This is a genomic window from Pseudomonas monteilii (genome assembly GCA_001534745.1).
Taxonomy (GTDB): Bacteria; Pseudomonadota; Gammaproteobacteria; order Pseudomonadales; family Pseudomonadaceae; genus Aquipseudomonas; species Aquipseudomonas alabamensis.
The window spans coordinates 1,963,401-1,986,184 of record CP013997.1; the positions used below are offsets into that span (position 1 = coordinate 1,963,401).

22 protein-coding genes are annotated in these 22,784 nt (G+C 56.9%); 3 read left to right on the top strand and 19 right to left on the bottom strand.

Going from position 1 to position 22,784, the window contains the following annotated elements; genetic code table 11:
- Positions 1-137: 137 nt before the first annotated feature.
- The 8 genes from APT63_08620 to APT63_08655 all read right to left on the bottom strand — a co-directional run bounded on the left by APT63_08620 (position 138) and on the right by APT63_08655 (position 7,658).
- The gene (locus APT63_08620) at positions 138-584 is read right to left on the bottom strand and encodes an acetyltransferase (GenBank protein ID AMA45690.1); all 447 of its coding nucleotides are present in this window, start codon (positions 582-584) and stop codon (positions 138-140) included.
- Between the two features lie 79 nt (positions 585-663).
- On the bottom strand, positions 664-1,518 hold the full coding sequence (locus tag APT63_08625) for an integrase (GenBank protein AMA45691.1): 855 nt from the start codon (positions 1,516-1,518) through the stop codon (positions 664-666).
- The gene (locus APT63_08630) at positions 1,515-1,811 is read right to left on the bottom strand and encodes a transposase (GenBank protein ID AMA45692.1); all 297 of its coding nucleotides are present in this window, start codon (positions 1,809-1,811) and stop codon (positions 1,515-1,517) included. Before APT63_08630 ends, APT63_08625 begins: the two co-directional genes overlap by 4 nt.
- A 613-nt stretch (positions 1,812-2,424) precedes the next feature.
- Positions 2,425-3,186, bottom strand: coding sequence for an ectoine/hydroxyectoine ABC transporter ATP-binding protein EhuA (locus APT63_08635; protein ID AMA45693.1), 762 nt, complete (start codon positions 3,184-3,186; stop codon positions 2,425-2,427).
- Positions 3,183-4,085 (bottom strand): amino acid ABC transporter permease, encoded by a 903-nt coding sequence (locus tag APT63_08640; GenBank protein AMA45694.1) that lies wholly within the window; start codon positions 4,083-4,085, stop codon positions 3,183-3,185. The genes APT63_08635 and APT63_08640 overlap by 4 nt, the downstream gene beginning before the upstream one ends.
- Positions 4,082-4,984: an ABC transporter substrate-binding protein gene (locus APT63_08645; protein ID AMA45695.1), complete on the bottom strand. Its 903-nt coding sequence runs from the start codon at positions 4,982-4,984 to the stop codon at positions 4,082-4,084. Before APT63_08645 ends, APT63_08640 begins: the two co-directional genes overlap by 4 nt.
- Positions 4,985-4,987: 3 nt before the next feature.
- Entirely contained in the window at positions 4,988-6,337 is a 1,350-nt protein-coding gene (locus APT63_08650; protein AMA45696.1) for a nitrilotriacetate monooxygenase, read from the bottom strand.
- 10 nt (positions 6,338-6,347) lie between these two features.
- On the bottom strand, positions 6,348-7,658 hold the full coding sequence (locus APT63_08655; GenBank protein ID AMA47828.1) for an immunity protein: 1,311 nt from the start codon (positions 7,656-7,658) through the stop codon (positions 6,348-6,350).
- Between the two features lie 356 nt (positions 7,659-8,014).
- Here APT63_08655 and APT63_08660 point away from each other — a divergent pair, with 356 nt between their 5' ends.
- Positions 8,015-8,227 (top strand): hypothetical protein, encoded by a 213-nt coding sequence (locus tag APT63_08660; GenBank protein AMA45697.1) that lies wholly within the window; start codon positions 8,015-8,017, stop codon positions 8,225-8,227.
- Between the two features lie 204 nt (positions 8,228-8,431).
- Here the strand turns inward: APT63_08660 and APT63_08665 are convergent, their stop codons facing one another.
- The 7 genes from APT63_08665 to APT63_08695 all read right to left on the bottom strand — a co-directional run bounded on the left by APT63_08665 (position 8,432) and on the right by APT63_08695 (position 14,648).
- Positions 8,432-8,947: a hypothetical protein gene (locus APT63_08665; protein AMA47829.1), complete on the bottom strand. Its 516-nt coding sequence runs from the start codon at positions 8,945-8,947 to the stop codon at positions 8,432-8,434.
- A gap of 360 nt (positions 8,948-9,307) precedes the next feature.
- Positions 9,308-9,760: a hypothetical protein gene (locus APT63_08670; protein AMA45698.1), complete on the bottom strand. Its 453-nt coding sequence runs from the start codon at positions 9,758-9,760 to the stop codon at positions 9,308-9,310.
- Positions 9,761-9,772: 12 nt separating this feature from the next.
- Positions 9,773-10,084, bottom strand: coding sequence for a hypothetical protein (locus tag APT63_08675; protein AMA45699.1), 312 nt, complete (start codon positions 10,082-10,084; stop codon positions 9,773-9,775).
- 1,511 nt (positions 10,085-11,595) lie between these two features.
- A complete protein-coding gene (locus APT63_08680) occupies positions 11,596-12,339 on the bottom strand; it encodes a hypothetical protein (GenBank protein ID AMA45700.1) in 744 nt (247 codons plus the stop codon).
- 168 nt (positions 12,340-12,507) lie between these two features.
- Entirely contained in the window at positions 12,508-13,107 is a 600-nt protein-coding gene (locus APT63_08685) for a hypothetical protein (GenBank protein AMA45701.1), read from the bottom strand.
- Between the two features lie 415 nt (positions 13,108-13,522).
- On the bottom strand, positions 13,523-13,975 hold the full coding sequence (locus tag APT63_08690) for a hypothetical protein (GenBank protein AMA45702.1): 453 nt from the start codon (positions 13,973-13,975) through the stop codon (positions 13,523-13,525).
- 145 nt (positions 13,976-14,120) lie between these two features.
- A complete protein-coding gene (locus APT63_08695; GenBank protein ID AMA47830.1) occupies positions 14,121-14,648 on the bottom strand; it encodes a hypothetical protein in 528 nt (175 codons plus the stop codon).
- Between the two features lie 2,249 nt (positions 14,649-16,897).
- Here APT63_08695 and APT63_08700 point away from each other — a divergent pair.
- Both APT63_08700 and APT63_08705 read left to right on the top strand, forming a co-directional pair.
- Positions 16,898-17,095, top strand: coding sequence for a hypothetical protein (locus APT63_08700; GenBank protein ID AMA45703.1), 198 nt, complete (start codon positions 16,898-16,900; stop codon positions 17,093-17,095).
- A gap of 38 nt (positions 17,096-17,133) precedes the next feature.
- Complete coding sequence (locus tag APT63_08705; GenBank protein ID AMA45704.1) at positions 17,134-17,355, top strand: hypothetical protein; 222 nt, start codon at positions 17,134-17,136, stop codon at positions 17,353-17,355.
- Positions 17,356-19,994: 2,639 nt separating this feature from the next.
- Here APT63_08705 and APT63_08710 read toward each other — a convergent pair.
- From APT63_08710 to APT63_08725, 4 genes are all read right to left on the bottom strand, one after another.
- A complete protein-coding gene (locus APT63_08710) occupies positions 19,995-20,273 on the bottom strand; it encodes a hypothetical protein (protein ID AMA45705.1) in 279 nt (92 codons plus the stop codon).
- A 115-nt stretch (positions 20,274-20,388) separates the two neighbouring features.
- The gene (locus APT63_08715; GenBank protein AMA45706.1) at positions 20,389-20,670 is read right to left on the bottom strand and encodes a hypothetical protein; all 282 of its coding nucleotides are present in this window, start codon (positions 20,668-20,670) and stop codon (positions 20,389-20,391) included.
- A 358-nt stretch (positions 20,671-21,028) separates the two neighbouring features.
- Entirely contained in the window at positions 21,029-22,120 is a 1,092-nt protein-coding gene (locus APT63_08720; GenBank protein AMA45707.1) for an ImpA-like protein, read from the bottom strand.
- Between the two features lie 95 nt (positions 22,121-22,215).
- Positions 22,216-22,734, bottom strand: a complete 519-nt coding sequence (locus APT63_08725) for a fimbrial protein (protein ID AMA45708.1) — start codon at positions 22,732-22,734, stop codon at positions 22,216-22,218.
- Between the last annotated feature and the right edge of the window lie 50 nt (positions 22,735-22,784).

Below are 22,784 nucleotides of genomic sequence, written 5' to 3' on the forward strand. Positions count from 1 at the left end.
CTGCGGCAGGCGTGAGCGGCACTGAATCGTTCAGCGATAAAACCGAAGATCCTGCCACCTATCGCCATGTTCTCTGCGCGGCACCCCGGCACCAAAGCGGCGGACGGATTTCCACCGTCCCATTGGCCTATGCACAGTCATGTCATGTGCCGCGTCATCGGCTGATACACCAACCCACCGTGTTCGCTCACGTCTCCGGCAAGCACGAAGCCATAACGCTGATAGACGGCCACCGACGGCAGGGAAGCGCTGACGGTGATTTCGCCTGCCTCGGCATGCGCCAGGGCAACCTCCATCAGACGGGCACCCACGCCCCGGCGCTGCCAACCGGGCGCGACGAACAGCAGGGCGACATGCCGGTGCTGCTTGAGCTCCACCATCCCCCTGACGGCACCGTCCACCACCGCGACCCACATCCGGTTGTCGCCGGCCAGGCGCTCGCCGAACGCGGCCGGCGTCACCACGTCAGCGAAGTGTGCCACGCCCTGGGCGGACAGCGACGAAGCGATCGCCTCGCTGAAGGCGTCGAGGCAGAGGGCGGAGACAGCGAAGGCATCGTCGTGCGTCATGTCGCGTACGTGCATGGGGTCGTCCTTGAGTGCAGGTCATGGGGATCGACCTGTGCGGTGGTCAACTTTTTCCGGACACCTTGATCGGTGATTTTCAGGCGGCCTTCAGCTCGTATTGATTCGGAGCCAGGTAGCCTAGTGTCGAGTGCAACCGTGTCCTGTTGTAGAAGCGCATGATGTAGTCCGTGATGTCCTTGATCGCCTCGCCATGATTGGCGTAATCCTTGCGCCAGACGCGCTCCATCTTCAGGTTCAGGAAGAAGCGCTCCATCACGGCGTTGTCCCAACAGTTCCCCTTGCGACTCATGCTGCAGTGCATGCCGTGCCGCGCCAGCAGACTCTGATAGGCAACGCCGGCGTACTGGCTGCCGCGGTCAGAGTGGGCAATCAGGCCCGGTGGCGGCTGCCGTTGCGCAATCGCCAGTTGCAGGGCATTGCATACCAGGTCGGCACGCATGTGCGGCGCCATCGCCCAACCCACGATCTTGCGCGAGAACAAGTCCATGACCACGGCCAGGTACAGCCAGCCGCTGCGGGTACGGATGTACGTGATGTCAGCTACCCAAGACTGATTGACCCCTGCTGGCGTGAACTGGCGGTTGAGCAGGTTTGGGGCGACCGGGTAACTGTGCTTGCTGTTGGTAGTATGAACAAACTTGCGTTTCCAGACTGGGCGTAAGCCCTGTTGTTTCATGAGGCTGCGGACCTTGAAGCGACCGATGACCATGCCCTCATTGCGCAGTGCGCCGAGCAGGCGGCGGCTTCCGTAGCAGCGCTCCGTGGATTCGAAGGTGGCCTTGAGCCGGGCAGTGATCGGACAGGCCGGACGCGGTCTGGCTTGTTGCTGACGGGCTTCGTAGAACCTCGAGCGACTGATCCGCAGTACCCGGCAGACACGTGCCACCGGGTAGGCCTTGCGTTGCAATTGGTGAACCAGCTGGTGGATCACTTCAATTCGCGGGCAAAGAAGGCCGTAGCTTTTTTTAAGATGTCGTTGTCCATCTTCAACTCGCGAACCTGCTGCTCCAGCTGGCGAATCCGCTGCTGCTCACTGGTAAGCGGCTTGCCGATGCCCGGACCACCCAGCTGCTCGGCCTTGTACTGCTGAACCCAGCGGCGCACGGCCGTGTCGCTCAGGCTCAGATCCATGCACACCGAGTTCACACTCTGGCCCTGGTCGACGATCAGCCGGCAAACCTCCAGCTTGAACGCAGCATCGAATTGTCTGTATTTCTTGGTCATGAAAACTCCTCAGTAGGGGTATTTTCACCTATTGAGGTGTCCGGGGCCATTAGACCAGCTCACTGTATAGCAGCCTAATAGCTCAGGCGGGAAGCAAAGGCGATAGGGGGCCTTTGTGGGAGCGGGCTTGCCCGCGATAGCGGTAGTAGATTCGACACATGGCCAACAAGGTGAATGCTGGCCTGCCAGCCTTGAGATGAATCCCGGGCGGTGGGGCTACGGGTGTAGGAGCGGCCCCTGTGCCGCGATGGGCCGCAAAGCGGCCCTAAAATCGATGAGCAGTAAAGCCGCGGACCCTGCTAACTACCGCCGTGTTCTCTGCGCGACAGCGCGGCGCCAAGGCGGCGGGTGGACTCCCACCGGTACTCACTCCAAGCAGGCGTCGGCACGATGGCGACGCCGCCTGTGGGAGCGGGCTTGCCAGCGATGCAGGCGGTGAAGGAGGGGAGGCTGTCGCGGGCTGCGACAATCGGTTTCACTGCGGTATGACAATGAGTGAAAAGCCCTTGCCGGGGCATTGGACTCGAATCGAGCCTGACAGACGGAGTACACAAAAGACGAGCCTGCAACCAGGCCAACCTGCACGGCAAGCGCCGCGCAGGCCGTGGCTGGCTTACAGCACGCTGGCGAGGAACTCGCGCAGGCGGGGATGTTGCGGGTTGTCGAGCAAGGCGCGTGCATCGCCGCTCTCGACCACCTGGCCTTGGTCCATGAATACGATATGGTCCGCCACTTCACGGGCGAAGCCGATCTCGTGGGTGACCACCACCATGGTGATGCCCGAGTGCGCCAACTGCTTCATCACCTGCAGCACTTCGCCCACCAGCTCCGGGTCCAGGGCCGAGGTCGGCTCGTCGAACAGCATCACGTCCGGTTGCATCGCCAGGGCCCGGGCGATGGCCACGCGTTGCTGCTGCCCACCGGACAGCTCGCGCGGCCAGGCGTCGGCGCGGTGGGCCAGGCCCACTTGTTCGAGCAGACCCATGGCCCGTGCCTGCACGTCACGGCGTGTGTGCCCGAGGATGCGCAGGGGCGCATCGACGATGTTCTGCAGCACGGTGCGGTGCGGGAACAGGTTGAACTGCTGGAACACCATGCCGATGCGCTGCCGTTGCTCGGCCACGCGCGTTTCCGGCAACTCGTGCAAGGTCTGGCCCTTGCGCTGGTAGCCGATCAGCGTGTCGCCGACGTGAACGGTGCCGCCATCGAGCTTTTCCAGGTGGTTGATGCAGCGCAGCAAGGTCGACTTGCCCGAACCCGAGGGCCCGAGAATCACCGTCACCGAGCCGGCCGCGATGTCCAGGTCGATGCCCTTGAGCACGGTGTTGCCGGAGAACTGCTTGCGCACACCGCGCAGGCGGATGGATTCACTCATGCTTCGGACTCCTGCCGGGCCACCGGACGGCCCAGCCAGTTGCGCCGCCCTGGGGTGTTGCCGCGGCTGAAGCGCACTTCGACCAGGTGCTGCAGCACCGACAGCACCGAGGTCATCACTAGGTACCAGGCGGTGGCCACCAGCAGTAGCGGGATCACCTCGTAGGTGCGCTGGTAGATGATCTGCGCTGAATACAGCACGTCCTGCAGGGCGATCACCGACACCACTGCCGTGGTCTTGAGCTGGCCGATCACCTCGTTGCCGGCTGGCGGCAGGATGGTGCGCATGGCCTGAGGCAGCACGGTCTGGCGGAAGATCTGCCCAGGCCGGTAGCCCAGCGCCTTGGCCGCTTCCAGCTGCCCGGCGCCGACGCTCTGGATGCCGGCGCGGATGATCTCGGCGGCATAGGCGGACTGGTGGATCACCAGCGCCAGCACCGCCGCGCTGAACGGGCTGATGACGTCGTTGGTGGGGGCGCTCCAGAGTTCGCCGACCCAGGGCAGGCTCAGGGCCAGGCGCGGGTACAGCGCGGCGATGTTGTACCAGAGGAACAGCTGCACCAGCATCGGCACGGCGCGGAAGAACCAGGTGTAGGCCCAGCTGACGCTGACCAGCACCGGGTTCGACGACAGCCGCATCAGGGCCAGCAGCGTGCCGCCGGCAAAGCCGAACACCACCGAGATCAGGGTGAGCTTGATGGTCATCAGCACACCGTCGAGGATCGAGGCCTCGGTGAGGTTGGCGGCCACCACGTCCCACTCGAAGCGCGGGTTGTCGAGCATCGAGTGCAGCACCAGGCCCAGCACCGCAATCACCACGGCGGCGCTGGCCCAGCGCCCCCAGTGACGGTTGGCGACGATGCGCAAGTTGGCGCTCTCGGCGTCGAACGCTGGCTTCATCGCAGGTTGTCTTCGTTGAGGCCGGCCGACTTGACCGCACCGAAGCCGATCTCCCACTTGTCGAGGATCTGCTGGTAGGTGCCGTCGGCGATCAGCGAATTGAGCGCGGCCTGGATCGGTTTGCCCAACGGTGACTGCTTGGGCAATGCGATGGAGACGATGGTGTCCTCGATGGTGATCTCACCGGCCAGGGTCATCCCCTTGAGACGGTTGGCCTGGTAGCGCAGACCCTCGTAAGGACCGAAGAACATCGGCACACGGCTGCTCATCACCGCCTGCACGCCGGCAGGGCGGTCTGGGAAGATCGGCACGGTGATCGGCTTTTTGCCAGCGGCCACGCAGGCCTCGCTGGCCTGTTGCAGACGGGTCACCTGGGAGGTGCCGGCACCGGCGCCGACGGTCTGGCCGCACAAGGCGTCGAGGCTGTCGAAGGTGCCGAGCTTGGCATCGGAGCGCGCGACCAGCGCCAGCTTGGAAGCGTTGTAGTAACCGACGAAGTCGACCTGTTCCAGACGCTTGGCGTTGGCATCGATATTCGCCAGGGCGGCGTCGTAGCGGCCTGACTTGAGCCCCGGGATGATGTTGTCGAACCCACCGGTGTCCTTGAGCTGCAACTGCACGCCCAGGCGGTCGGCCACGGCGCTGATGATGTCGATCTCGCGCCCGGCCAGGGTCTTGTTGTCGGCCTTGTAGAAGGTCGTCGGTGGGGTGTTGGGGTTGGTCCCGGCGATGATGTAGCCACGCTTCTGGATGGCCTCGGGCAGGGTCGCGTGCAGGGCGGCGTCCGCGGCCGGCGTGGCGGTGGCGTCGAACGGCACGCTGCCTGGGGCAGGCGCGGCGAAGGCGCCGGGAACGGCCAGCAGCGCGGCGATGGCGCTGATCAGTGCAGGTTTAGTCATGGCTCATTCCTCGTGGGCGGCCGCCGGAGCGACGGCGGCGAAGTTGTCGGTGACGCTGGGCAGGCCCAGGTTTTCACGCAGGGTGGCGTGCGCGTATTCGGTGCGGAACAGGCCGCGGCGCTGCAGCTCCGGGATGACCAGCTCGACGAACAGTTGCAGCTGCTCGGGCAGCACCGCCGGCATGATGTTGAAGCCGTCGGCGCCACCCTGTTCGAGCCAGGTCTGGAAATCGTCGGCGATGTCTTCGGCGGTGCCGACGATCACCCGGTGACCGCGGGAACCGGCAGCCACGGCAGCCAGCTGGCGCAGGGTGAGGTTTTCCCGCGCGGCCAGTTCGGTGAGCAGCTTGACCCGGCTCTGGCTGCCTTCGGTGGGGGCGACCGGCGGCACCGGACCGTCCAGCGGGTAGACGCTCATGTCGGTGCCGAAGCGTGCCGACAGCTGCTCGATGCCGTTGTCGATGTCCACCAGCTCGTTGAGCTGGTCCCACACAGCCTGGGCCTGCTCGCGGGTGCGCCCGACGATGGGCATCACGCCCGGCAGGATCAGCAGGTGGTCGGGGTTGCGCCCGGCGTCGCGGACGAACTGCTTCTGGCTGCGGTAGAAGGCCTGGCCTTCCTCCAGCGATGCGGCGGCGGTGAACACCACTTCGGCGGTCTGTGCGGCCAGCTGCTGGCCGGCCGGGGACGAACCGGCCTCGATGATCACCGGGCGGCCCTGGGGCGAACGGGCGATGTTGAGCGGGCCCTGGACCTGGAAGTGCTTGCCCTTGTGGTTGGCCGGGTGGATCTTGCTTTCGTCGCTGTAGCGACCGCTCGCCTTGTCGCGCACGAGGGCGCCGTCTTCCCAGCCGTCCCACAGCTTGAACGCCACCTCGAGGAACTCGCGCGCCACCTCGTAGCGGTCGGCGTGGGAGGGCAGGTCTTCGCGGCTGAAGTTGCGTGCAGCATCGGCCGAGAACGAGGTGACCACGTTCCAGGCGGCACGGCCGTGGCTGATGTGATCCACCGAGCACAGGGCACGGGCCAAGTGGAAGGGCTCATCGAAGGTGGTCGAGGCGGTGGCCGCCAGGCCGATGTGACGGGTCTGCACGGCCAGGGCCGAAAGCAGGGTCAGCGGCTCCAGGCGCGACATGGTCGACGGCAGGCGGTGCACGCTGGTGGCCAGCGCGTCGCCGACGAAGAACATGTCGAACTTGCCCTGTTCGGCAGTCTTGGCGATCCAGCTGAACCACTCGATATCGGTGGGCGAACCTTGCGCACCGTCGGCGCGCCAGCCACCGACGTGGTGGCCCAGGGCTTGAACGAACAGGCCCAGGCGCAGTTGACGGGAAGGCGTCTGTTGCAGGGACATGGGGGAATCCTTAATGACAGCGAACGAGGGCGACCAGACGGTGCAACGCGGCATCGTCGGTCAGATGAAGGTAGGCGCAGAGTGCGTCGAGGCGCTCGACAGGCCAGGCCTGCAGGTTGTCGCGCAGCTTGGCCAGCACATCGGTAGGCGCGGCGGCGGTCTGCTGGCGGGTCACGCACTGACTCAACGAACGGCCGTCCGCCAGGTGCAGGGTGACCCGGTGGAAGCGCAGGTCCGGGTCCAGCTCGTCGGGCGGTGCCGTGAGGTCGGGCACTCGCTGCACCTTGGCGGCCAAGGCGGCGATGTCCGGGCGCACCGGGTCTTCGCCGTAGCGTTCCAGCGCGATGGCGCCGTTGAGCAGCGCATCGGCGATCACGTATTCCAGGCTGAACCGGCCTTGCACGCCAGTCTGCGGGGCGCGGATCGACGGCGCGGTGTCGGCGCCAGGCGGGAAGCTGACGTCGATGGACTGCACCTGCGCCAGCGAGAACCCCTCGCGCTCGCGCAGGGCGAACGCCGCCTCGATAGCGCTGTGGGTACCGCCGCAGGTGGGGTAGCGCTTGAACTCCAGGCCCGGCGCGCTGATCCGCCAGGGCGCGCCCCAGTCGGCCAGCAGGTCGTCAGGCCGGGCCTGGCCCAGGCCAAGGATGTCCAGAAATGCTTCCAGCACGCCATCGGCCTGCGCCGCGAACCCGGCCTGCGCCAGCTGCACGGCATTCACCGCCTGCCGCGCCGCAAAGCCTGCGTGCAGGGCCTTGCCCGCGCTGCCGAACTGCGCGCGCAGGCCGGCGGCTTGCGTCGCCGCCAGGCCGAGGGCGATCTGGGTCTGGCTTCGGTCCAGTCGTAACAGGCGACAGGCCGCGCCCGTGGCGGCGATCACCCCAAGGGTCGCGGTGCTGTGCAGGCCTGCCGCGTAATGCCGCGTGCCGATGGCCTTGCCCAGGCGTCCGGACAGCTCCACGCCGATGACGTAGGCATCCAGAAACGCCTCATGGCTCAGGGTGTCCAGGGACTGCGACAAGGCCAGCAAGGTCGACAGCACCACCGTGCTCGGGTGGCCGCGGAAGGTGGCGTGGTAGTCATCGAAGTCCAGCGCGTGGCTCATGTAGCCCAGCTGCAGGGCCTGGTTGTCCGCGCCGATGGCGGCAGGGAATGCCTGACGCACGGGTGCCAGACCGCTGTCGTGCAGCAACCCGAGCTGGATCGGCAGCAGGCAGGCGACGTAGTCGATGACGCCCTCGCGTGCCCGCTGGCGGTGTTCATCCCGGGGTCGGGTCTGGAGGAGCGCGTCGGCCAACGATCCGCTCAAGGAGATACTCACGAAGCACACCTCTGGATGCAAGGCTTTGACAGGCATCAAAAAAATGGATGAAGGTGAGATTTTCCGGTTCTATAAAGACTTTTACCAATAACCAAAGGTTATGGGTTATTCCAAGGGGTTCTATGTGTGGTGCTTATGGAATAACGCGGTCGGCTGCTGCGGGTCACGTATGACGGCCCTGTCACTCCGTTAAACTAAGAGCGTAGGGAAGGCTGTGCGGTTCCGCTGGGTCCCCAGACTAGGGCTTGCGGACGAACGAGGTGCCTGGGCGGGCGTATGGCGTTGAAGCATACCTGGCAAGGATCAGCCTGACGCGCCAGGCTGCGCTGAACGACCGAGGACAAAGGAGACGTGACATGTTCAGACAATGGATGGGGGTGACAGCCGTGGCGTTGGCGATCCTCTTGGCGCCGTACTCGTCCCTTATCCTGAAACTGGGAGAAGACGGGTATCTGACCTTGCTGTTCTGCTTTGTCGTGGTAGACGCAAGGTTAGGGCTGTATGCCTGGCGTAAGTCGAAGGGCAGAAAAGATCCGTTGGACAAGGCCCGTTGGGATGACGTGTTTTAGCGATGACCGCCGATTCTATAGCCGAATGCGAGCGGCCGGCTGGGCAGGAGTGAGAGGCCTTCCGATGGTCAGGTTTAGGCTCGATACCCTTATGGTGATGGCAGGCTATTTCAACTGCAAAGTGCTTTTCGACAGCAAAGGACATGTTGATCAGGCGGCCTAGAAGGCCGCGCTTTGAGTATCGACTGGCCGGGAGATCTCGGTTTAATGCGCAGACGTGTCCGCTCCGGTGACAAACGGGATCAATGAGAATGTAAAACAGCCTGGGCAATGATATTCTAGCCAATCCTTGGCGCGCTGGCTTACGAAATACCCTGTGTGTTCATGACCATGAAAGAAGTCGATAGACGGGTCAGCTTGTATTATCTGTAGGCGGTTAGAGGGGTCTTTGCTTTGTGCGGTTCTGTCTATCTGCACGGATAGCGTTGCGTCGACAGAAACAAGCCAATATTCGGGCATGCGCTTTGCCAGCCATTCATCATGAGGCAATGAAGTAATAATGTCGCTGGGTTCACCATCGAGTTCAAGATGGTGGGTGATGTCCTTGGTGGTATCCCATGTTTTCCAATCAATGTCGACGATGTGGGTTTTTTCCAAGTGAACAAGGCTGCCTGTTCCCTTTAGTCCACTGTTCTCAAAAAGCTCTTTGATGGGCTGAGTAAGAATCAAAGCATCCCAGCATAAATAAGCAACTGGCGTATACGGCCCGCTACGCTCGATACTTCTGGCGTCGGTTTCTTCATCCCAATCAACAAGCCCATACTCGAGAACATCGCTCCAATCGCCCCAGGGCGTTTTGGCGCAGTCAAGTAAAAAAATACTCATGTCAGCCTCCGCAGTTCTTGCTATTTTTGCCGTAACGGCGTATATGGTTTCTCGTTGCTTTAGACGCATTACATTTTTTGCATCACCACTCGTATTGTTTCTGTCAATTTCGTTGGGTAAATTTTGGATTCTCGCCACGCCATGCTTTCCATTCTGGACTCCATCCGGCTTTATGGATGTCGCCATGTGTAGCATTAGGTATATAAGAAATTGGATTATCCATATAGCGCTTCGGATCAGCGATACCAGCGGCCTTCATCTGATGCTCTCGCATGGACGCCGGCCCATGGAGCGAGTGCCACTCAGGGAAACTCGATTCATGCCGTTTTTAGTTTTGCCCGTCAAGGTTCGCCACCCCAGCGGATCAATCCAACTCTCCGGATTCGGCGCATACCCATACAGCTGATGCCCGCCCGACAACTCGATCGGATCCGGCTGCATGAACCGTCCCACATCCGGATCATAAAACCTGAACGTGTTGTAATGCAGCCCCGTCTCACGGTCCAGGTATTGTCCCTGAAACCGCAGATTCTGCTCCTGTAGACACCCTGGCTCCCGCGCCTCCACGAGCGTCGACCCCCATCCCAGGTAACGGGCCTGCCACACCACACGCCCTTGCTCGTTGGTCAGCAGCTCCGGTGGCCCGCTCAAGTCATTGTGAAAGTGCAGCACGTGCTGGGCTGCGCCATGTCCGTTGACACGGACCAAGGGCTCATGGCCTTAACCTTCGTACACGTAAAAGCTCACCTGCCCATGACGCTGCTCCTGCAACAGGCGTAGCCCGTTCCTGGCAAAACGGATCTGCCCCAGCAAGTGTCCGTTATTGTCGTATTCGCTTTTTTCGACACGCCGACCTAGAGGGTCGTAGCGCATGCGCAAGCGGCGTTCCCGGCCGGCCTGACGTGTGCGTACTTCGATCAGCCTGTGCTTGGCATCGTAACTGAACGCTTGCATTCCACGTCGGCTGCTGCATTTTTCCACCAGGCGACCGAATGCATCGTAGCGGTAGCGCTTGTTCTGGTACGTGCGCATTCGGTCATGCAGGACCGGCGCAGTGGCCATTGCATCGAGCAAATTGCCCGCTATGTTTTATCAGTAGGTGTCATGGTTGCCGGTGGTGTCCTCGAACTGGAGATTGGTTAGGTTGTCAAGCCTGTTGTAACCATAGATCGTGACGTCGTTAGGCCGGATTTTGTCAATTAGGCGGCCGAGAAGGCCACGCTTGGCTGGCCGGTATAGCTCTGTCATTGACAGTAGAGGGGCGCTTAATCAGCAAACGGGATCAGTGAGAATGTAAAACACCCTGGGCAGTGCCGTTCCAACCAGGTCTTGGCTCTCTCGCTTACAAAGTAACCTCCATGAATGTCGCCTTTGAAAAAATCCATATCATTGTCCGCCTTGATTACTTTTAAGTAGTTACCAATGCTCAGTGATTCATTATCAGGAAGCATGGATAGCGACAATTTTTTACTCACAAAAGCCTGCCAGTAGTCAGGCATTTGTTTTGAGAGTTCGGCATCATGTTTATGGTTTTCGATGATGGTGCTAGGACCACCCGCTAAATCCAAATAGTCAGTGATTGGCTTTTTTGCGTCCCAATGCTGCCACTCGAGGCGTACAATCCGAGTTTTTTTCAAGAATTCATAACGATCAATGCCATTTAAGTTACTGCTTTTCAGTGCTTCTTTGGCGGGATGGGTAAATATTAACGATCCGTATGAAATATAGGCTGCTGGTGTAAAGGGGCCCACGCGCTCAATGCTTCTTTCTCCCGTCTTTTCATTTCGAGCGAGTGTTCCGTGGATCAAAGATTCACCCCAGTCTCCCCACGGGGTGGGTGTATTTCCGCAGTAGTATATAGCCATGTTAACCTCCATATCCTTTTCCATTTTTCCCGTAACGACGTACACTTGATGATGATCAAATATTGAAGAAAGTTTTATTCCTTGGACATGGGTACTTGGAAAAAATTAAAGCATCCCGGACAATGTTTTTCTAGCCAAGCTTTGGCTCGCTCACTTACAAAATAACCTCCATAGAGATCGCCTGTGAAAAAGTCTATGTGTTCCTCTGCTTTAACAACTCGTAAGTAAGCGGTCACGTCCCTTGGATTTTTGCTAGCGTCTGTGCTGAGTATGAGCTCGCTATCTATAAAGCTACGCCAGTAATCAGGCATCTGTCGAGCTAATTCTAGATCATGTTTTAGAGAGCTAATAATGGACGATGGGCCGCCTGCTAAGTCTATATAATCTGTAATGCATCTATTTGGGTCCCATCCTTGCCAGTCGATACGGACAATGTGCGTTTTTTCTAGGCGCTCATAGCGTGCGATGCCTTTCAAGCCGCTGCTTTCCAGTAATTCCTTGATTGGATGGGTCAGTATGAGTTCGCCAGAGCATATGTAGGCTGGTGGAGTAAATGGACCTACACGTTTTATGCTTCTTTTGCCACTGTTTTCATCCCGTGCAACTCTGCCTCGAATAAGAGCTGCCCCCCAGTCACCCCACGGGGTAGGCGCGTCGTCACAGTAGTAGATTTTCATGTCATCCTCCGCATCTTTTTCCATTTTTACCATAACGGCGTATAAGGTTTCTGGTTGCTTTAGGTATATTGTATTTTTGCATCATCAATTTAATCTGTTTTTGCAGGTCTTTAGTTGTAAATTTCTTATTGTAACGAAACCACGTCTTCCAATCATCGTTCCAGCCTTTCTTATGTATATCAGCGTGAAATGCATGAGGAATACGAGCGATCTGCTTGTCAATGTAGCGCTTAGGCTTGGAAATGCCAGCAGCCTGTATGCGATCAAAAAAGCCAGGTTCATCAAGCATTTCCTGCGGATTCATATGGTGATCCCGCATCGCAGCCGGTCCATACCGCTTACGCCACGCACCAGTGGTTCGCTTGATACCGCTCTTGTTGTGGCCAGCGATCCACCCCAGCGGATCAATCCAACTCTCCGGATTCGGCGCATACCCATACAGCTGATGCCCGCCCGACAACTCGATCGGATCCGGCTGCGTGAACCGTCCCACATCCGGATCATAAAACCTGAACGTGTTGTAATGCAGCCCCGTCTCACGGTCCAGGTATTGTCCCTGAAACCGCAGATTCTGCTCCTGTAGACACCCTGGCCCCCGCGCCTCCACGAGCGTCGACCCCCATCCCAGGTAACGGGCCTGCCACACCACACACCCTTGCTCGTTGGTCAGCAGCTCCGGTAGCCCGCTCAAGTCATTGTGAAAATGCAGCACGTGCTGCAACTGCGTTTTATCAGTAGGTGTCATGGTTGCCGGTGGCGTCCTCGAACTGGATATCGGTCAGGTTGTCGAGCCCGTCATAACCATAGATCATGATGTCCTTAGTGCTGAATTTGTCAGTCAGGCGGCCAAGATGGCCGCGCTTCAAGTATTTGACTAATCGCTGCACTCTACCGTTGCGAGCAGATTTTCTGTTTAATTAGCAAACGGAATTAGCGAGAATGTAAAACAGCCTGGGCAGTGATGCTCAAGCCAATCTTTGGCGCGCTGGCTTACGAAGTACCCCGTGTATTCGTCACCCTGGAAAAAATCGATAGCTGGGTCAGCCTTTATAATCTGTAAGTACTCAGAGGGTTCTTTATCCAGATTGTTTCGGCTGACACTGACTGAAAGCGCGGTCTCTATAGATGCCAACCAGTATTCAGGCATACTGTTGGCCAAGGACTCATTATGCGGTCGCGAAGTGATAAGGTCTTCAGGTTCTCCATCTAACTCAATGTGATAAGCTATATCCTTGGTCAAGTCCCATTTCTTCCAATCAAGCTCGACAATGTGCGTCTTTTCTAAATAATCAAAAGAGCCTATGCCTTTGAGATTGCTAACCTCAAATTTTTCTTTGATCGGCTGGGTAAAGATAAGAAAATCCCAGCATAGATAGGCGGGAGGTGTATAGGGGCCACTCCGCTCAATGCTTTTGGCGTCTGTTTTTTCATTGCGTCCAATAAGGCCATATTCAAGAGCTTCACTCCAGTCGCCCCAAAGGGTTCTTACGCTGTCTAACAAAAAAATATTCATACTAACCTCCGCAGCTTTTGCTGTTTTTTCCGTAGCGACGCACGTGATTCCGCGTTGCTCTAGGTATGTTGTATTTATGCATCATTGTTTTTATTTGAATCTGCAGGTCTCGTTGAGTGAATTTAGGATTTGCTTTAAACCATTTTTTTCACGCTGGATTCCAGTCTACTTTATGGATGTCAGCATGCGTGACATTAGGTATATATGCGATCTGCTTGTCAATATAGCGTCTAGGATTATTGATGCCGGCGGCTTTCATTTGATTTTCAAAAGCATTATTTTTCAACATTTCCTGAGGAATCATATGATGCTCTCGCATGGACGCCGGCCCATGGAGCGATCGCCACTCAGGAGAAACTCGATTCATGCCGTTTTTAGTTTCGCCCGTCAAGGTTCGCCGCTCCAGCGGATCAATTCAATTCTCCAGATTCGGCGCATACCCATACAGCTGATGCCCTCCCGACAACCCGATCGGATCCGGCTGCGTAAACCGTCCCACGTCCGGATCATAAAACCTGAACGTGTTGTAATGCAGCACCGTCTCCCGGTCCAGGTATTGTCCCTGGAATCGCAGATTCTGATCTTGTAGACACCCTGGCTCCCGCGCCTCCACGAGCGTCGATCCCCAGCCCAGATAACGGGCCTGCCATACCATGCGCCTTCGCTCGTTAGTCAGCAGCTCTGGTAGCCCGCTCAAGTCATTATGAAAGTGCAGCACGTGCTGGGTCGGTCCCTGTCCGTCGACACACGCCAACGGCTCATGGCTCTCACCTTCGTACACATAAAGGCTTACCTGCCCACGACGCTGCCCCTGCAACAGGCGTAACCCGTCCCAGATAAGGCGGGTCTGCTCCAGTGCATATCCCATGTCTTTGGTATAGATTTAATCTGGTACCTCAGTTATGGTCTACTGCGTCAAATATAATGACGGCCAAGCTGTATTAATAGCCTGCTAGATCATATGGGGAGTTGCTAGTGGCAAGATGCAACCGTGCACCTTGCGCGGCTAGTTGTTATGCGATCGTAGGAATCAGAGTGAAATCAAAGCATGTCGGGCAGTGTTGATCGAGCCAGGCTTTTGCTCGCTCACTTACAAAGTAGCCTCCATATATATCGCCTTTGAAGAAGTCGGCTTTTTTGTCAATTTGCACGACCTGAAGGTACTTGCCAAGTTCGGAGGGGTTGTTCTGTGGGTTTTTGTACAAATTAATCTTACCTGTGATGAAGGCTTGCCAGAACTCAGGCATTTCATTCGCCAGTTCGGCGTCGTGAGCGCGTGAGTAAATGATGGAGGAGGGCCCGCCCTCTAAGTCAAGGTAATAGGTAATATCGTTGTCAGTGTTCCACTGCGACCAATCTATTTTAACAATATGAGTTTTTTCTAAATGCTCATAGCGGCTGATACCTTTTAATTCGCTATCTGCAAGCTTCTTTTTAATGGGATCGGTGAGTACCAGTACACCTGAGCGGATATAAGCGGGTGGTGTATAGGGTCCTACTCGCGCGATACTATCTACATCAGTGTCTTCGTCCCAGTCAATGGTGCCGTGGACTAAGATGTCTCCCCAGTCTCCCCAAGGAGTGGGCGTATTGTCAAAGTGGTAGATGCTCATGTTAGTCTCCGCAGTTTTTGCCGTTCTTACCCTAGCGGCGTACGTCGTTTCTCGTCGATCGAGGCACATTGTACTTGCGCATCATGTTACGTATCTGCCTTTGCACATCTCGCTGGGTGAAATTCGTGTTGTCCTTGAACCAATTTTTCCATTCATCACTCCGGCCGCCTTCATGAATGTCGACATGGAATGCATGTGGTAGATGCGATATCTGCTTGTCTATATAGCATTTCGGGCTTTTTATTCCTGCTGCCCTCATTTGAGTACGGAAGTTACGGTCTTCCCTTACCATTTCTTGGGGTATTAAGTGGTATTCTCGCATTGAAGCAAGGCCGTATCGGTTTCGCCAAGAGGCGGAGACTCGATTAATTCCACCTTTTGTACGGCCTGTAACAGTAACCTATCCCAGTGGATCAATCCAACTCTCCGGATTAGGCGCATACCCATACAGCTGATGCCGGCCCGAAAACTCGATCGGATCTGGCTGTGTAAACCGTCCCACGCCCGAATCGTAAAACCTGAACGTGTTGTAATACAGTACCCGTTTCCCGGTCCAGGTATTGTCCTTGGAACACAGGTTCTGCTCCTGTAGGCATTCTGGCTCCAGCGTCTCCACGCGTGTCACAGCCCCCAATAACGGACCTGCCTCGCTACACGCTCTTGCTCGTCGGTCAGCAGTTCCGCATGTTTAAATGACACGCTACCCTTTAAGCGTTTGGAATCGGCGGCATTTGAATTATTGTTCTACTTTGCAAGATGGATGGGGAGAAAGTTAAAGCATCCCGGGCAGTGTCGATTAAGCCAGGTTTTAGCTTTTTCGCTGACAAAATAGCCGCCATGGACATCGGCTTTAAAGAAATCGGCATGGTCAGCTTTCAGTAATTGAAGGTAGCTGCTGAGGCCGCTGGCTTCTTGTTCAGGAACTGTGCGAAGAGTGAGTCTGCCTGTCACGAGTGCTCGCCAGTAATCGGGCATCTGGCGTGCAAGACTGGGATCATGCTCGAAACCTTCAATGATAGAAGAGGGCCCTCCATCCAAATCGATATAGTCAGTAATTGGTTTGTTTGCATCCCAGTCCTGCCAATCAATACGAACAATATGGGTCTTTTCTAAGTGCTCATATCGGATGCCTTTTAGCTCGCTGGCTTCCAACGCTTCTTTAATCGGGTGAGTGAAGATTAGCGATCCCCAGCAAATGTAAGCGGAGGGTGTAAAGGGGCCCGCGCGTTCGATGCTGTCTACATCAGTGGTTTCGTCCCACCCTATTAGCCCATGGATGAGCGCTGAGCCCCAGTCTCCCCAAGGAGTTGGTGCATTTTGACAGAAGTAAATAGTCATTCTAGTCTCCGCATCTATCAGTGTTTTTCCCAGGGTGACGTATAGGGTTTCTTGTAGCTTTCAGTACGTTGTATTAATGTATCATTTTCTTTGTTTGCACCTGTAGGTCTCTAGTTGTAATGTTCTGTTTTTATCAAGCCAATTTATCCAGGCCTCATTCCATTTTGCTTCATGGATATCCTGGTAAACTGCATGGAGAATACGTGAGATTTGCGTGTCAATGTATCGTTTAGGGTTGGCGATACCGGCCAATTTCATTTGATTTCGAAAGTCTGAAATTTTCAGCATCTTCCTGCGGAATCATAGGGTGATCCCGCATCGCAGCCGGTCCATGCCGCTTACGCCACGTACCAGTGGTTCGCTTGATACCGCTCTTGGTGTGGCCAGCAATCCACCCCAGCGGATCAATCCAACTCTCCGGATTCGGCGCATATCCATACAGCTGATGCTCGCCCGACAACCCGATCGGATCCAGCTGTGTGACCGTCCCACGTCCGGATCATAAAACCTAAACGTGTTGTAATGAAGCCCCGTTTCGCGGTCCAGGTATTGGCCCTGAAACCGCAGGTTCTGCTCCTGCAGGCATTCTGGCTCCCGCACCTCCACGAGCATCGCTCCTCACCCCAGATAACGGGCCTGCCACACCACGCGCCCTTGCTCGTTGGTCAGCAGCTCCGGTGGCCCCTCAAGTCGTTGTGAAAGTGCAGCACGTGCTGGACCGGTCCTTGTCCATCGACACGCGCCAACGGCTTATAGCTCTCACTCTCGTACGCATAAAGGCTCACCTGCCCATGACGCTGCTCCTGCAACAGGCGTAACCCGTCCCAGGCAAAGCGGGTTTGACCCAGCAAGTGACTGTGGCCGTCGTATTCGCTTTTTTCGACACGCCGATCCAGAGGGTCGTTGCGCATGCCCAAGCGGCGTTCCCGGCCGGCCTGACGTATGCGTACCTCGATCAGCCTATGCTCGATGTCATAGCTGAACGATTGCGCTCCAAGTTGACTAATACCTTAGGTAACGAGACGAAAAATGCATGAGCTGGAGATGTTCTTAGAGTGCGTCAGATACTGGCGGGGTGTACATAGACAGCCCCGCGCAGTGGTTTTTATTTGGCTGTAGGGATTATAAGAAAGTTAAAGCATTCTGGGCAGAATCGCTCGAGCCAGATTTTTGCTTTTTCACTTACAAAGTAGCCGCCATAGAGATCGCCTTTAAAGAAGTCAGTGTTTTCGTCAGCCTGCAGGACTCGGAGGTACGCGCTCACGTCCCGAGGGTCTTTATCAGAGTTAATGCTTAGTTTAAGCCTGCCTGCAATGAAGCCTCTCCAATATTCAGGCAGTTGTCTGGCAAGCTTGGTATCATGTTGAAGGGAGTCGATAATTGACGAAGGACCTCCGTCGAGGTCTAGATACTGAGTGATTGGTTTGCTATCGTCCCAGTGCTGCCAATCAATGCGTACAATGTGTGTTTTTTCTAAGTGTTGATAACGGCTAATTCCAGTAAGGTCGCTACTTTCGAGCGCTTCTTTAATGGGGTGTGTAAGTATGAATGCACCTGAGCAGATATAGGCCAGCGGAGTAAATGGGCCGACGCGCTCAATGCTCCTGATGTCAGTATCCTCATCCCATGCGAGCGAGCCTCGAACAAGAGCAACGCCCCAGTCTCCCCACGGTGTCGGTGCGTCATCGCAGTAATAGATTTTCAATTAGCCTCCGTATCTCTTCGCATTTTTTCCATAGTGGCATATGGGGTTTCTAGTTGCTTTGGGTTATTATACGGGCGCATCATGAATGTCGGCATGAAAAAACGTTCGGAATTCGCGAATAGAGGGTCGCTTAATCAGCAAATGGAATCAATGAGAATGTAAAACATCCTGGGCAGTGATGTGCTAGCCACTCCTTGGCGCGTTGACTTACGAAGTGTCCGGTGTATTCATCGCCTTGGAAAAAGTCGATAGTGGGGTCCGCGTGTAAGATCGTGAGAAAGTCAGAGGGGTCTGTGCTTGAATGACTTCGGTCGACGTAAACGGAAAGTACAGGTTCTATAGAGGCTAGCCAATATTCAGGCATATGTTGTGCCAGAGACTCATCGTGAGGAAGCGAGGTGATGAGGTCTTCAGGCTCTCCATCCAGCTCAGTGTGATAAGTAATATCTCTAGTGGTATCCCATGCTTTCCAGTCAAGGTTGACGATATGAGTTTTTTTCAAGTGTGTGAAAGCGCTGATACCGGTTAGCTCGCTTTTTTCAAGGGCGTTTTTGATGAATTGAGTGAATATTAGTGCATCCCAGTATAAATAAGCGGGTGGTGTGTATGGGCCGCTTCGTACAATGCTTCTGGTGTCTGTCTCTTCGTCCCAGTCAACGAACCCATATTCAAGAGCGTCACTCCAGTCACCCCAAATCGTTCTAGGGCTGTCTAGCGAAAATATACGCATTCTAACCTCTACGGCTGTTGTCATGTTGTCAATGCTTCAATAATGGAGTTGCCTACGGTAGGGCGCCCCTACGGGCTATCGTCTTTGCTAGGGTCACCACTCAAACAGGCCCGTAAAATTTTTTGTATCTTCCATTTCTATGCTGCAGGACGAACTCTTAGCATAATCAGACAGGCTTAGGCCGGCGGCGGTCCAACGGAGCGCGCGCGAAATCTTCACGCAGTCACCACGGGAGCTAGGATCAGATTCAACATGTGTCACCAAGACAATCGGTATACCATTGAAATACTCAATTCTTGCTTTGCCTGCCCGGTCTTGGCTAAATCGACAGGGTGCTGGCATGGCGAGTGGGAATTCTTGAAAGCCATCTTTGAGGATGCACTGGCCAGCGTGTTCTTCTAGCTTCAATACCTTATCACCCAGCGTGACATCAGGCAGGGAGTCGGCGGAATACGTAACCAACATTGCGATGGCAACAACTGTTGGAAGCCGTCGTGTCAAACTGAACGAACTGTTCGGTAACACGTATTTGGTCGAGTCATGCCTTTGACTCATTTTAGGGGCATTATACCATTTCATAAGCCTGCACCGCCTCATGTGTGAACAGTAGTCATTCACTTTGATACCGTCGCGAATGACGTTGGATTAAAGCGTGAGTGTCTCGGGTTCAATGATTCCTGTAGAGGACTTAAAGGCGGTGACTGCATGACCGCTTTCTCCGCCTCAAGACCTTGCTGCCTTCAGGTATAGGGCGCCTGACGATCAGATGAATGACCCTTCAGTGTTCGAATCACGCTGATTGCATTACGGACGCCCCCCCAAATGAAGACCAATGCAAACAGGCTTGCGAACACAGGTTCCGCCCATAACGCACCTCGATCCTTGATGACTGCGCTACTGGAAGGCGCCTCGGCACGGTAAAGCACTGTCACCGTATCGCCAACGGCATATCCGTTGATAAGTCCATTCTCTGGGTAGCTGTAAGCCTTGCCTGTGGCATCGACAAAGTCAATTTGCGGATGACGGCTTCCTGCATTCAGCGAGCTGACGCAACCCTCTACCGATTGCGCATGTGCCAGGAAGTCAAGTCGCGCGTCCACCAACCAAAAAGTCATAAGCAGACAACACAGGCCAATAGGAAAGAAAATAAGCGCGCGAAGCAGTTCGCTTGAACAATCGTATGTCGGCGTAGCCATGACGAATCCTTATGTCACTCATGAAGGTGCGAGCGAGGCAGACAGCTAGCTGTGTGGGAACCGACCAACAGGGGATTTCTTTGACGTCCCACAGATCGATCATGCCTTCTTATCCTTGACGCCAGCCTATCGCGAATGCTTTCAACTACGCTGCTATTCTTGATCACATCGCGCTCTAATGGGATAGCCCAGACATTAGGATTCAGCTGCATGAAGGCTTGTCTTGTCATGGGCTAGCAAAAGGCAACAGGAAAAGGCCAGAAAAGGTGTCGTGAGCTTCATAGGCGTTCCTTGAGGTATCTGTGTCAATGCTGCGCTGGCAACGATCCGTGTTTCAAACTGCGTTCAAGCTCGGGGTGCCGCACGCCATCGGAGTCATAGATCTCAAGCGTGGTGAGTGTTCGAGGCGGTGCGGGTTGCTTGGCCAGGCGTGCCTGATGCTCGGCGCTTCTGCGTTCTGCCATGGTGGTGTAGGGCAGTCCAAACAGGACAGCCGTGCCCTTCAGGAGGATGACAGGGGCTGCCACCATTGCCAGGATGCCCGGCAGGCTGAGCAATGATGTCATGCGTATCGGGCGTTTCATGTGATGTCCTTTCTAAGTGCTGCTGCAACGATTTTCCTGCGGGTGCTCATCGAAGCCGATGGGTTTTGTGCAGAGGCGTGCGTCATGCGTCGGGCGACTGTTCGTCGGCCCGGGCTCAGATCATCCAGATCAGTCCCACCAGCATGATTACCAACTGAAGCCCGAGCATGGCCAGAAGTCCTGTGGGCGTTCTGCGTATGAACCAGTAGAACGCGTTCAACAGCATCGAAACGAGGTTGGTGATCCACAGTACGACCAGCACGGGGAAGGTCCTGCCGATAGGCCAGGTCGATGGCATCTGGAGCACATAAATGACAAAACCCAGGCCGATCATGAGGGTGGCGACGGACATGAGCGCCACCGCACGGGTCAATCGCAGTGCTTCATCGGGCATCATGGCAAGGCTCCCATCAGTTGGACTGTGTGGCTGTTCTGATCGCCACCGCAAACCTATATGGGAGCGGCTTGCCCGCGATGCAGGCAGTGACGGACCGGACGCCATCGCGGGCAAGCCCGCTCCCACAGGGTGCTTGCGCAGGCATGCTTCCACCGACAGACTGCAGAAATCTGGGTGGGAGCTGGCTTGCCAGCGATGAGGCCCTGTCCCATAAGGTGCTTGCTCAGGCATGCCTGCACCAACAGGCTGCAAAGATCTGGGTGGGAGCTGGCTTGCCAGCGATAGGGCCCTGTCAGGCGCCGTCTGCATCTGGACAAGCCTGCTTCTTAACTGATCGCCGCTACAACCTCAGGCCAACTCACGTCCTGTCCTTGGTACCCAGCACATCACGAATGCTGTCTACCACGTTGCTGTCCTTGATCACATCGTTCAGCCAACCTTCCAGCGGCATGTTGCCCCACTTGATGGCGCGCTCGATCAGGTACGGCACCGGGCTTTGCGGTTCGCTCTGCTTGAAAAACTGGGCGACCCCGGACAGCATCGTGAAGGCTTCGTCGCGGGTAAGCGGTGTGGTGCGCAGGGCGGCCGGGGCGCTGGGCTGGGCGGCCACGGAGGTGGGCGCGCTGGCGACGTCGGCGGGTGCATCGGCCACGTCGGCCTCAGGTGTGGCGGCCACGGGGTTGAGCTCGACGCCGCGGTCCTTGAGCAGCTTTTCGGTCAGCTGATTGGCGCGCGAGAGCATGTCGACCAGCGTGGCGAAGCTCGGCGCGTCGTGGCCGAACAGGCGGTCGGCGGTGGCTTGCAGGCGCTGGCAGGCCTGCAGGCTGCCGGCCACTTCCACGGCCTTGGTGCACAGGTGCTCGGTCTCGCTGAGCGCCACCGAGCGCTGGAAGATCTCGGCGTTGATCTTGCCCTCGTCCAGGGCGATCTGCATGGCCTTGGGGTTCTGCAAGGCCAGGTTCTCGACATGGCGCGACTCGTCGTAGCGCAGCACGCCGAAGCCTTGCCCCTGGGTGATGGGTAGGCCGCCGACGATGTCGGTCAGGGTGTTCTTGAGCCAGGACAGGCGCGCGGCACGCTCGTCCAGGCCGTCTTCGAATGAGGGGTGAAGCGTCTCCCAGAAGGTGTCCAGGATGCGCTCGGCCAGTTCCAGGCCAAAGCTGATCCCGTTGAAATGCTCACGCTGCGCCAGGCCTTCGGTGAGCCAGGCCACCAGCATCAGGTCCTTGCTCTGCCGGGCCAGGCCATGGGCGGCCAGGGTGACGACCTGTTCCCAGTCGGCGGTCTTCAGATCGGTCTGCCAGTCGCCTTGCGTCAGGTAGTCAGGGTCGGCGCGGCGGGCCTCCTTGATCTGGTCGAACAGGGCGGAGAAGCTCAAGTCTTCGCCACTGCCACCGTCGATCGGGGCGGCCAGCTCGGCCAACGAAAGGTCATTGAGGGTTTCAGGCATGGGACACTCGGTTCAAGGGGAGGGGCGCGACGCGCCGGACGAGCCGGCGGCCGCAGGACACGGGCCGCGGCTGCGGCCCGTGAACGGAGCAGTGTTTAGGCAAACACTTTGTTGGCGGTACGGTCCCAGCCGCCGACGATGTTGCCGCCGGCCTGGCCATCGGAACGCTTCTGCTGGGTGTAGGTGGTCTTGATGCGAGCGAAGTTGAAGCTGATTTCTTCGATCGGCAGGTCGCTGACCGACTTGTCTTCACCGGACTGGTTGCCACCGGCGACGAACTTGACCGACGACACCACGACTTCTTCCATGTCGATGGTCAGGTAGGTGACCTTGTCACCACCGGCGCGGTTGACGTTCAGCTTCAGCTTGGCGATGTGCTTGCCGGTGCAGCAGTGCTCGAACAGCTTGGCCGAAGCCTTGTCGACCGCCTTGCGGATCTTGAAGTCGCTCAGGGCGACACGCTCGGAGGACGCACCGCCCGAGGAGCTGGCGGTCGCCGAGGTGGCCTGGGTGGCGCCGTACTCGTAGCCCAGCACTTCGATCCAGTCTTTGTGCTTGTCGTCCAGTACTTCGCCTGGGATGCCGTCGATTTGGATATACGCGTCAAATGCCATGGTTAAAGCTCTCCATTTACAACTGATTAAGGGTGCTTGCGCAGCCCTTG

Bases quoted from the DNA above. Each gene is read 5' to 3' on its own strand.
- APT63_08680 (AMA45700.1), bottom strand. From the start codon at position 12,339: ATGACACCTACTGATAAAACGCAGTTGCAGCACGTGCTGCATTTTCAC.
- APT63_08650 (AMA45696.1), bottom strand. From the start codon at position 6,337: ATGTCCCTGCAACAGACGCCTTCCCGTCAACTGCGCCTGGGCCTGTTC.
- APT63_08635 (AMA45693.1), bottom strand. From the start codon at position 3,186: ATGAGTGAATCCATCCGCCTGCGCGGTGTGCGCAAGCAGTTCTCCGGC.
- APT63_08640 (AMA45694.1), bottom strand. From the start codon at position 4,085: ATGAAGCCAGCGTTCGACGCCGAGAGCGCCAACTTGCGCATCGTCGCC.
- APT63_08660 (AMA45697.1), top strand. From the start codon at position 8,015: ATGTTCAGACAATGGATGGGGGTGACAGCCGTGGCGTTGGCGATCCTC.
- APT63_08685 (AMA45701.1), bottom strand. From the start codon at position 13,107: ATGAATATTTTTTTGTTAGACAGCGTAAGAACCCTTTGGGGCGACTGG.
- APT63_08675 (AMA45699.1), bottom strand. From the start codon at position 10,084: ATGCGCACGTACCAGAACAAGCGCTACCGCTACGATGCATTCGGTCGC.
- APT63_08720 (AMA45707.1), bottom strand. From the start codon at position 22,120: ATGCCTGAAACCCTCAATGACCTTTCGTTGGCCGAGCTGGCCGCCCCG.
- APT63_08630 (AMA45692.1), bottom strand. From the start codon at position 1,811: ATGACCAAGAAATACAGACAATTCGATGCTGCGTTCAAGCTGGAGGTT.
- APT63_08620 (AMA45690.1), bottom strand. From the start codon at position 584: ATGCACGTACGCGACATGACGCACGACGATGCCTTCGCTGTCTCCGCC.
- APT63_08645 (AMA45695.1), bottom strand. From the start codon at position 4,984: ATGACTAAACCTGCACTGATCAGCGCCATCGCCGCGCTGCTGGCCGTT.
- APT63_08715 (AMA45706.1), bottom strand. From the start codon at position 20,670: ATGATGCCCGATGAAGCACTGCGATTGACCCGTGCGGTGGCGCTCATG.
- APT63_08725 (AMA45708.1), bottom strand. From the start codon at position 22,734: ATGGCATTTGACGCGTATATCCAAATCGACGGCATCCCAGGCGAAGTA.
- APT63_08690 (AMA45702.1), bottom strand. From the start codon at position 13,975: ATGGGATATGCACTGGAGCAGACCCGCCTTATCTGGGACGGGTTACGC.
- APT63_08710 (AMA45705.1), bottom strand. From the start codon at position 20,273: ATGAAACGCCCGATACGCATGACATCATTGCTCAGCCTGCCGGGCATC.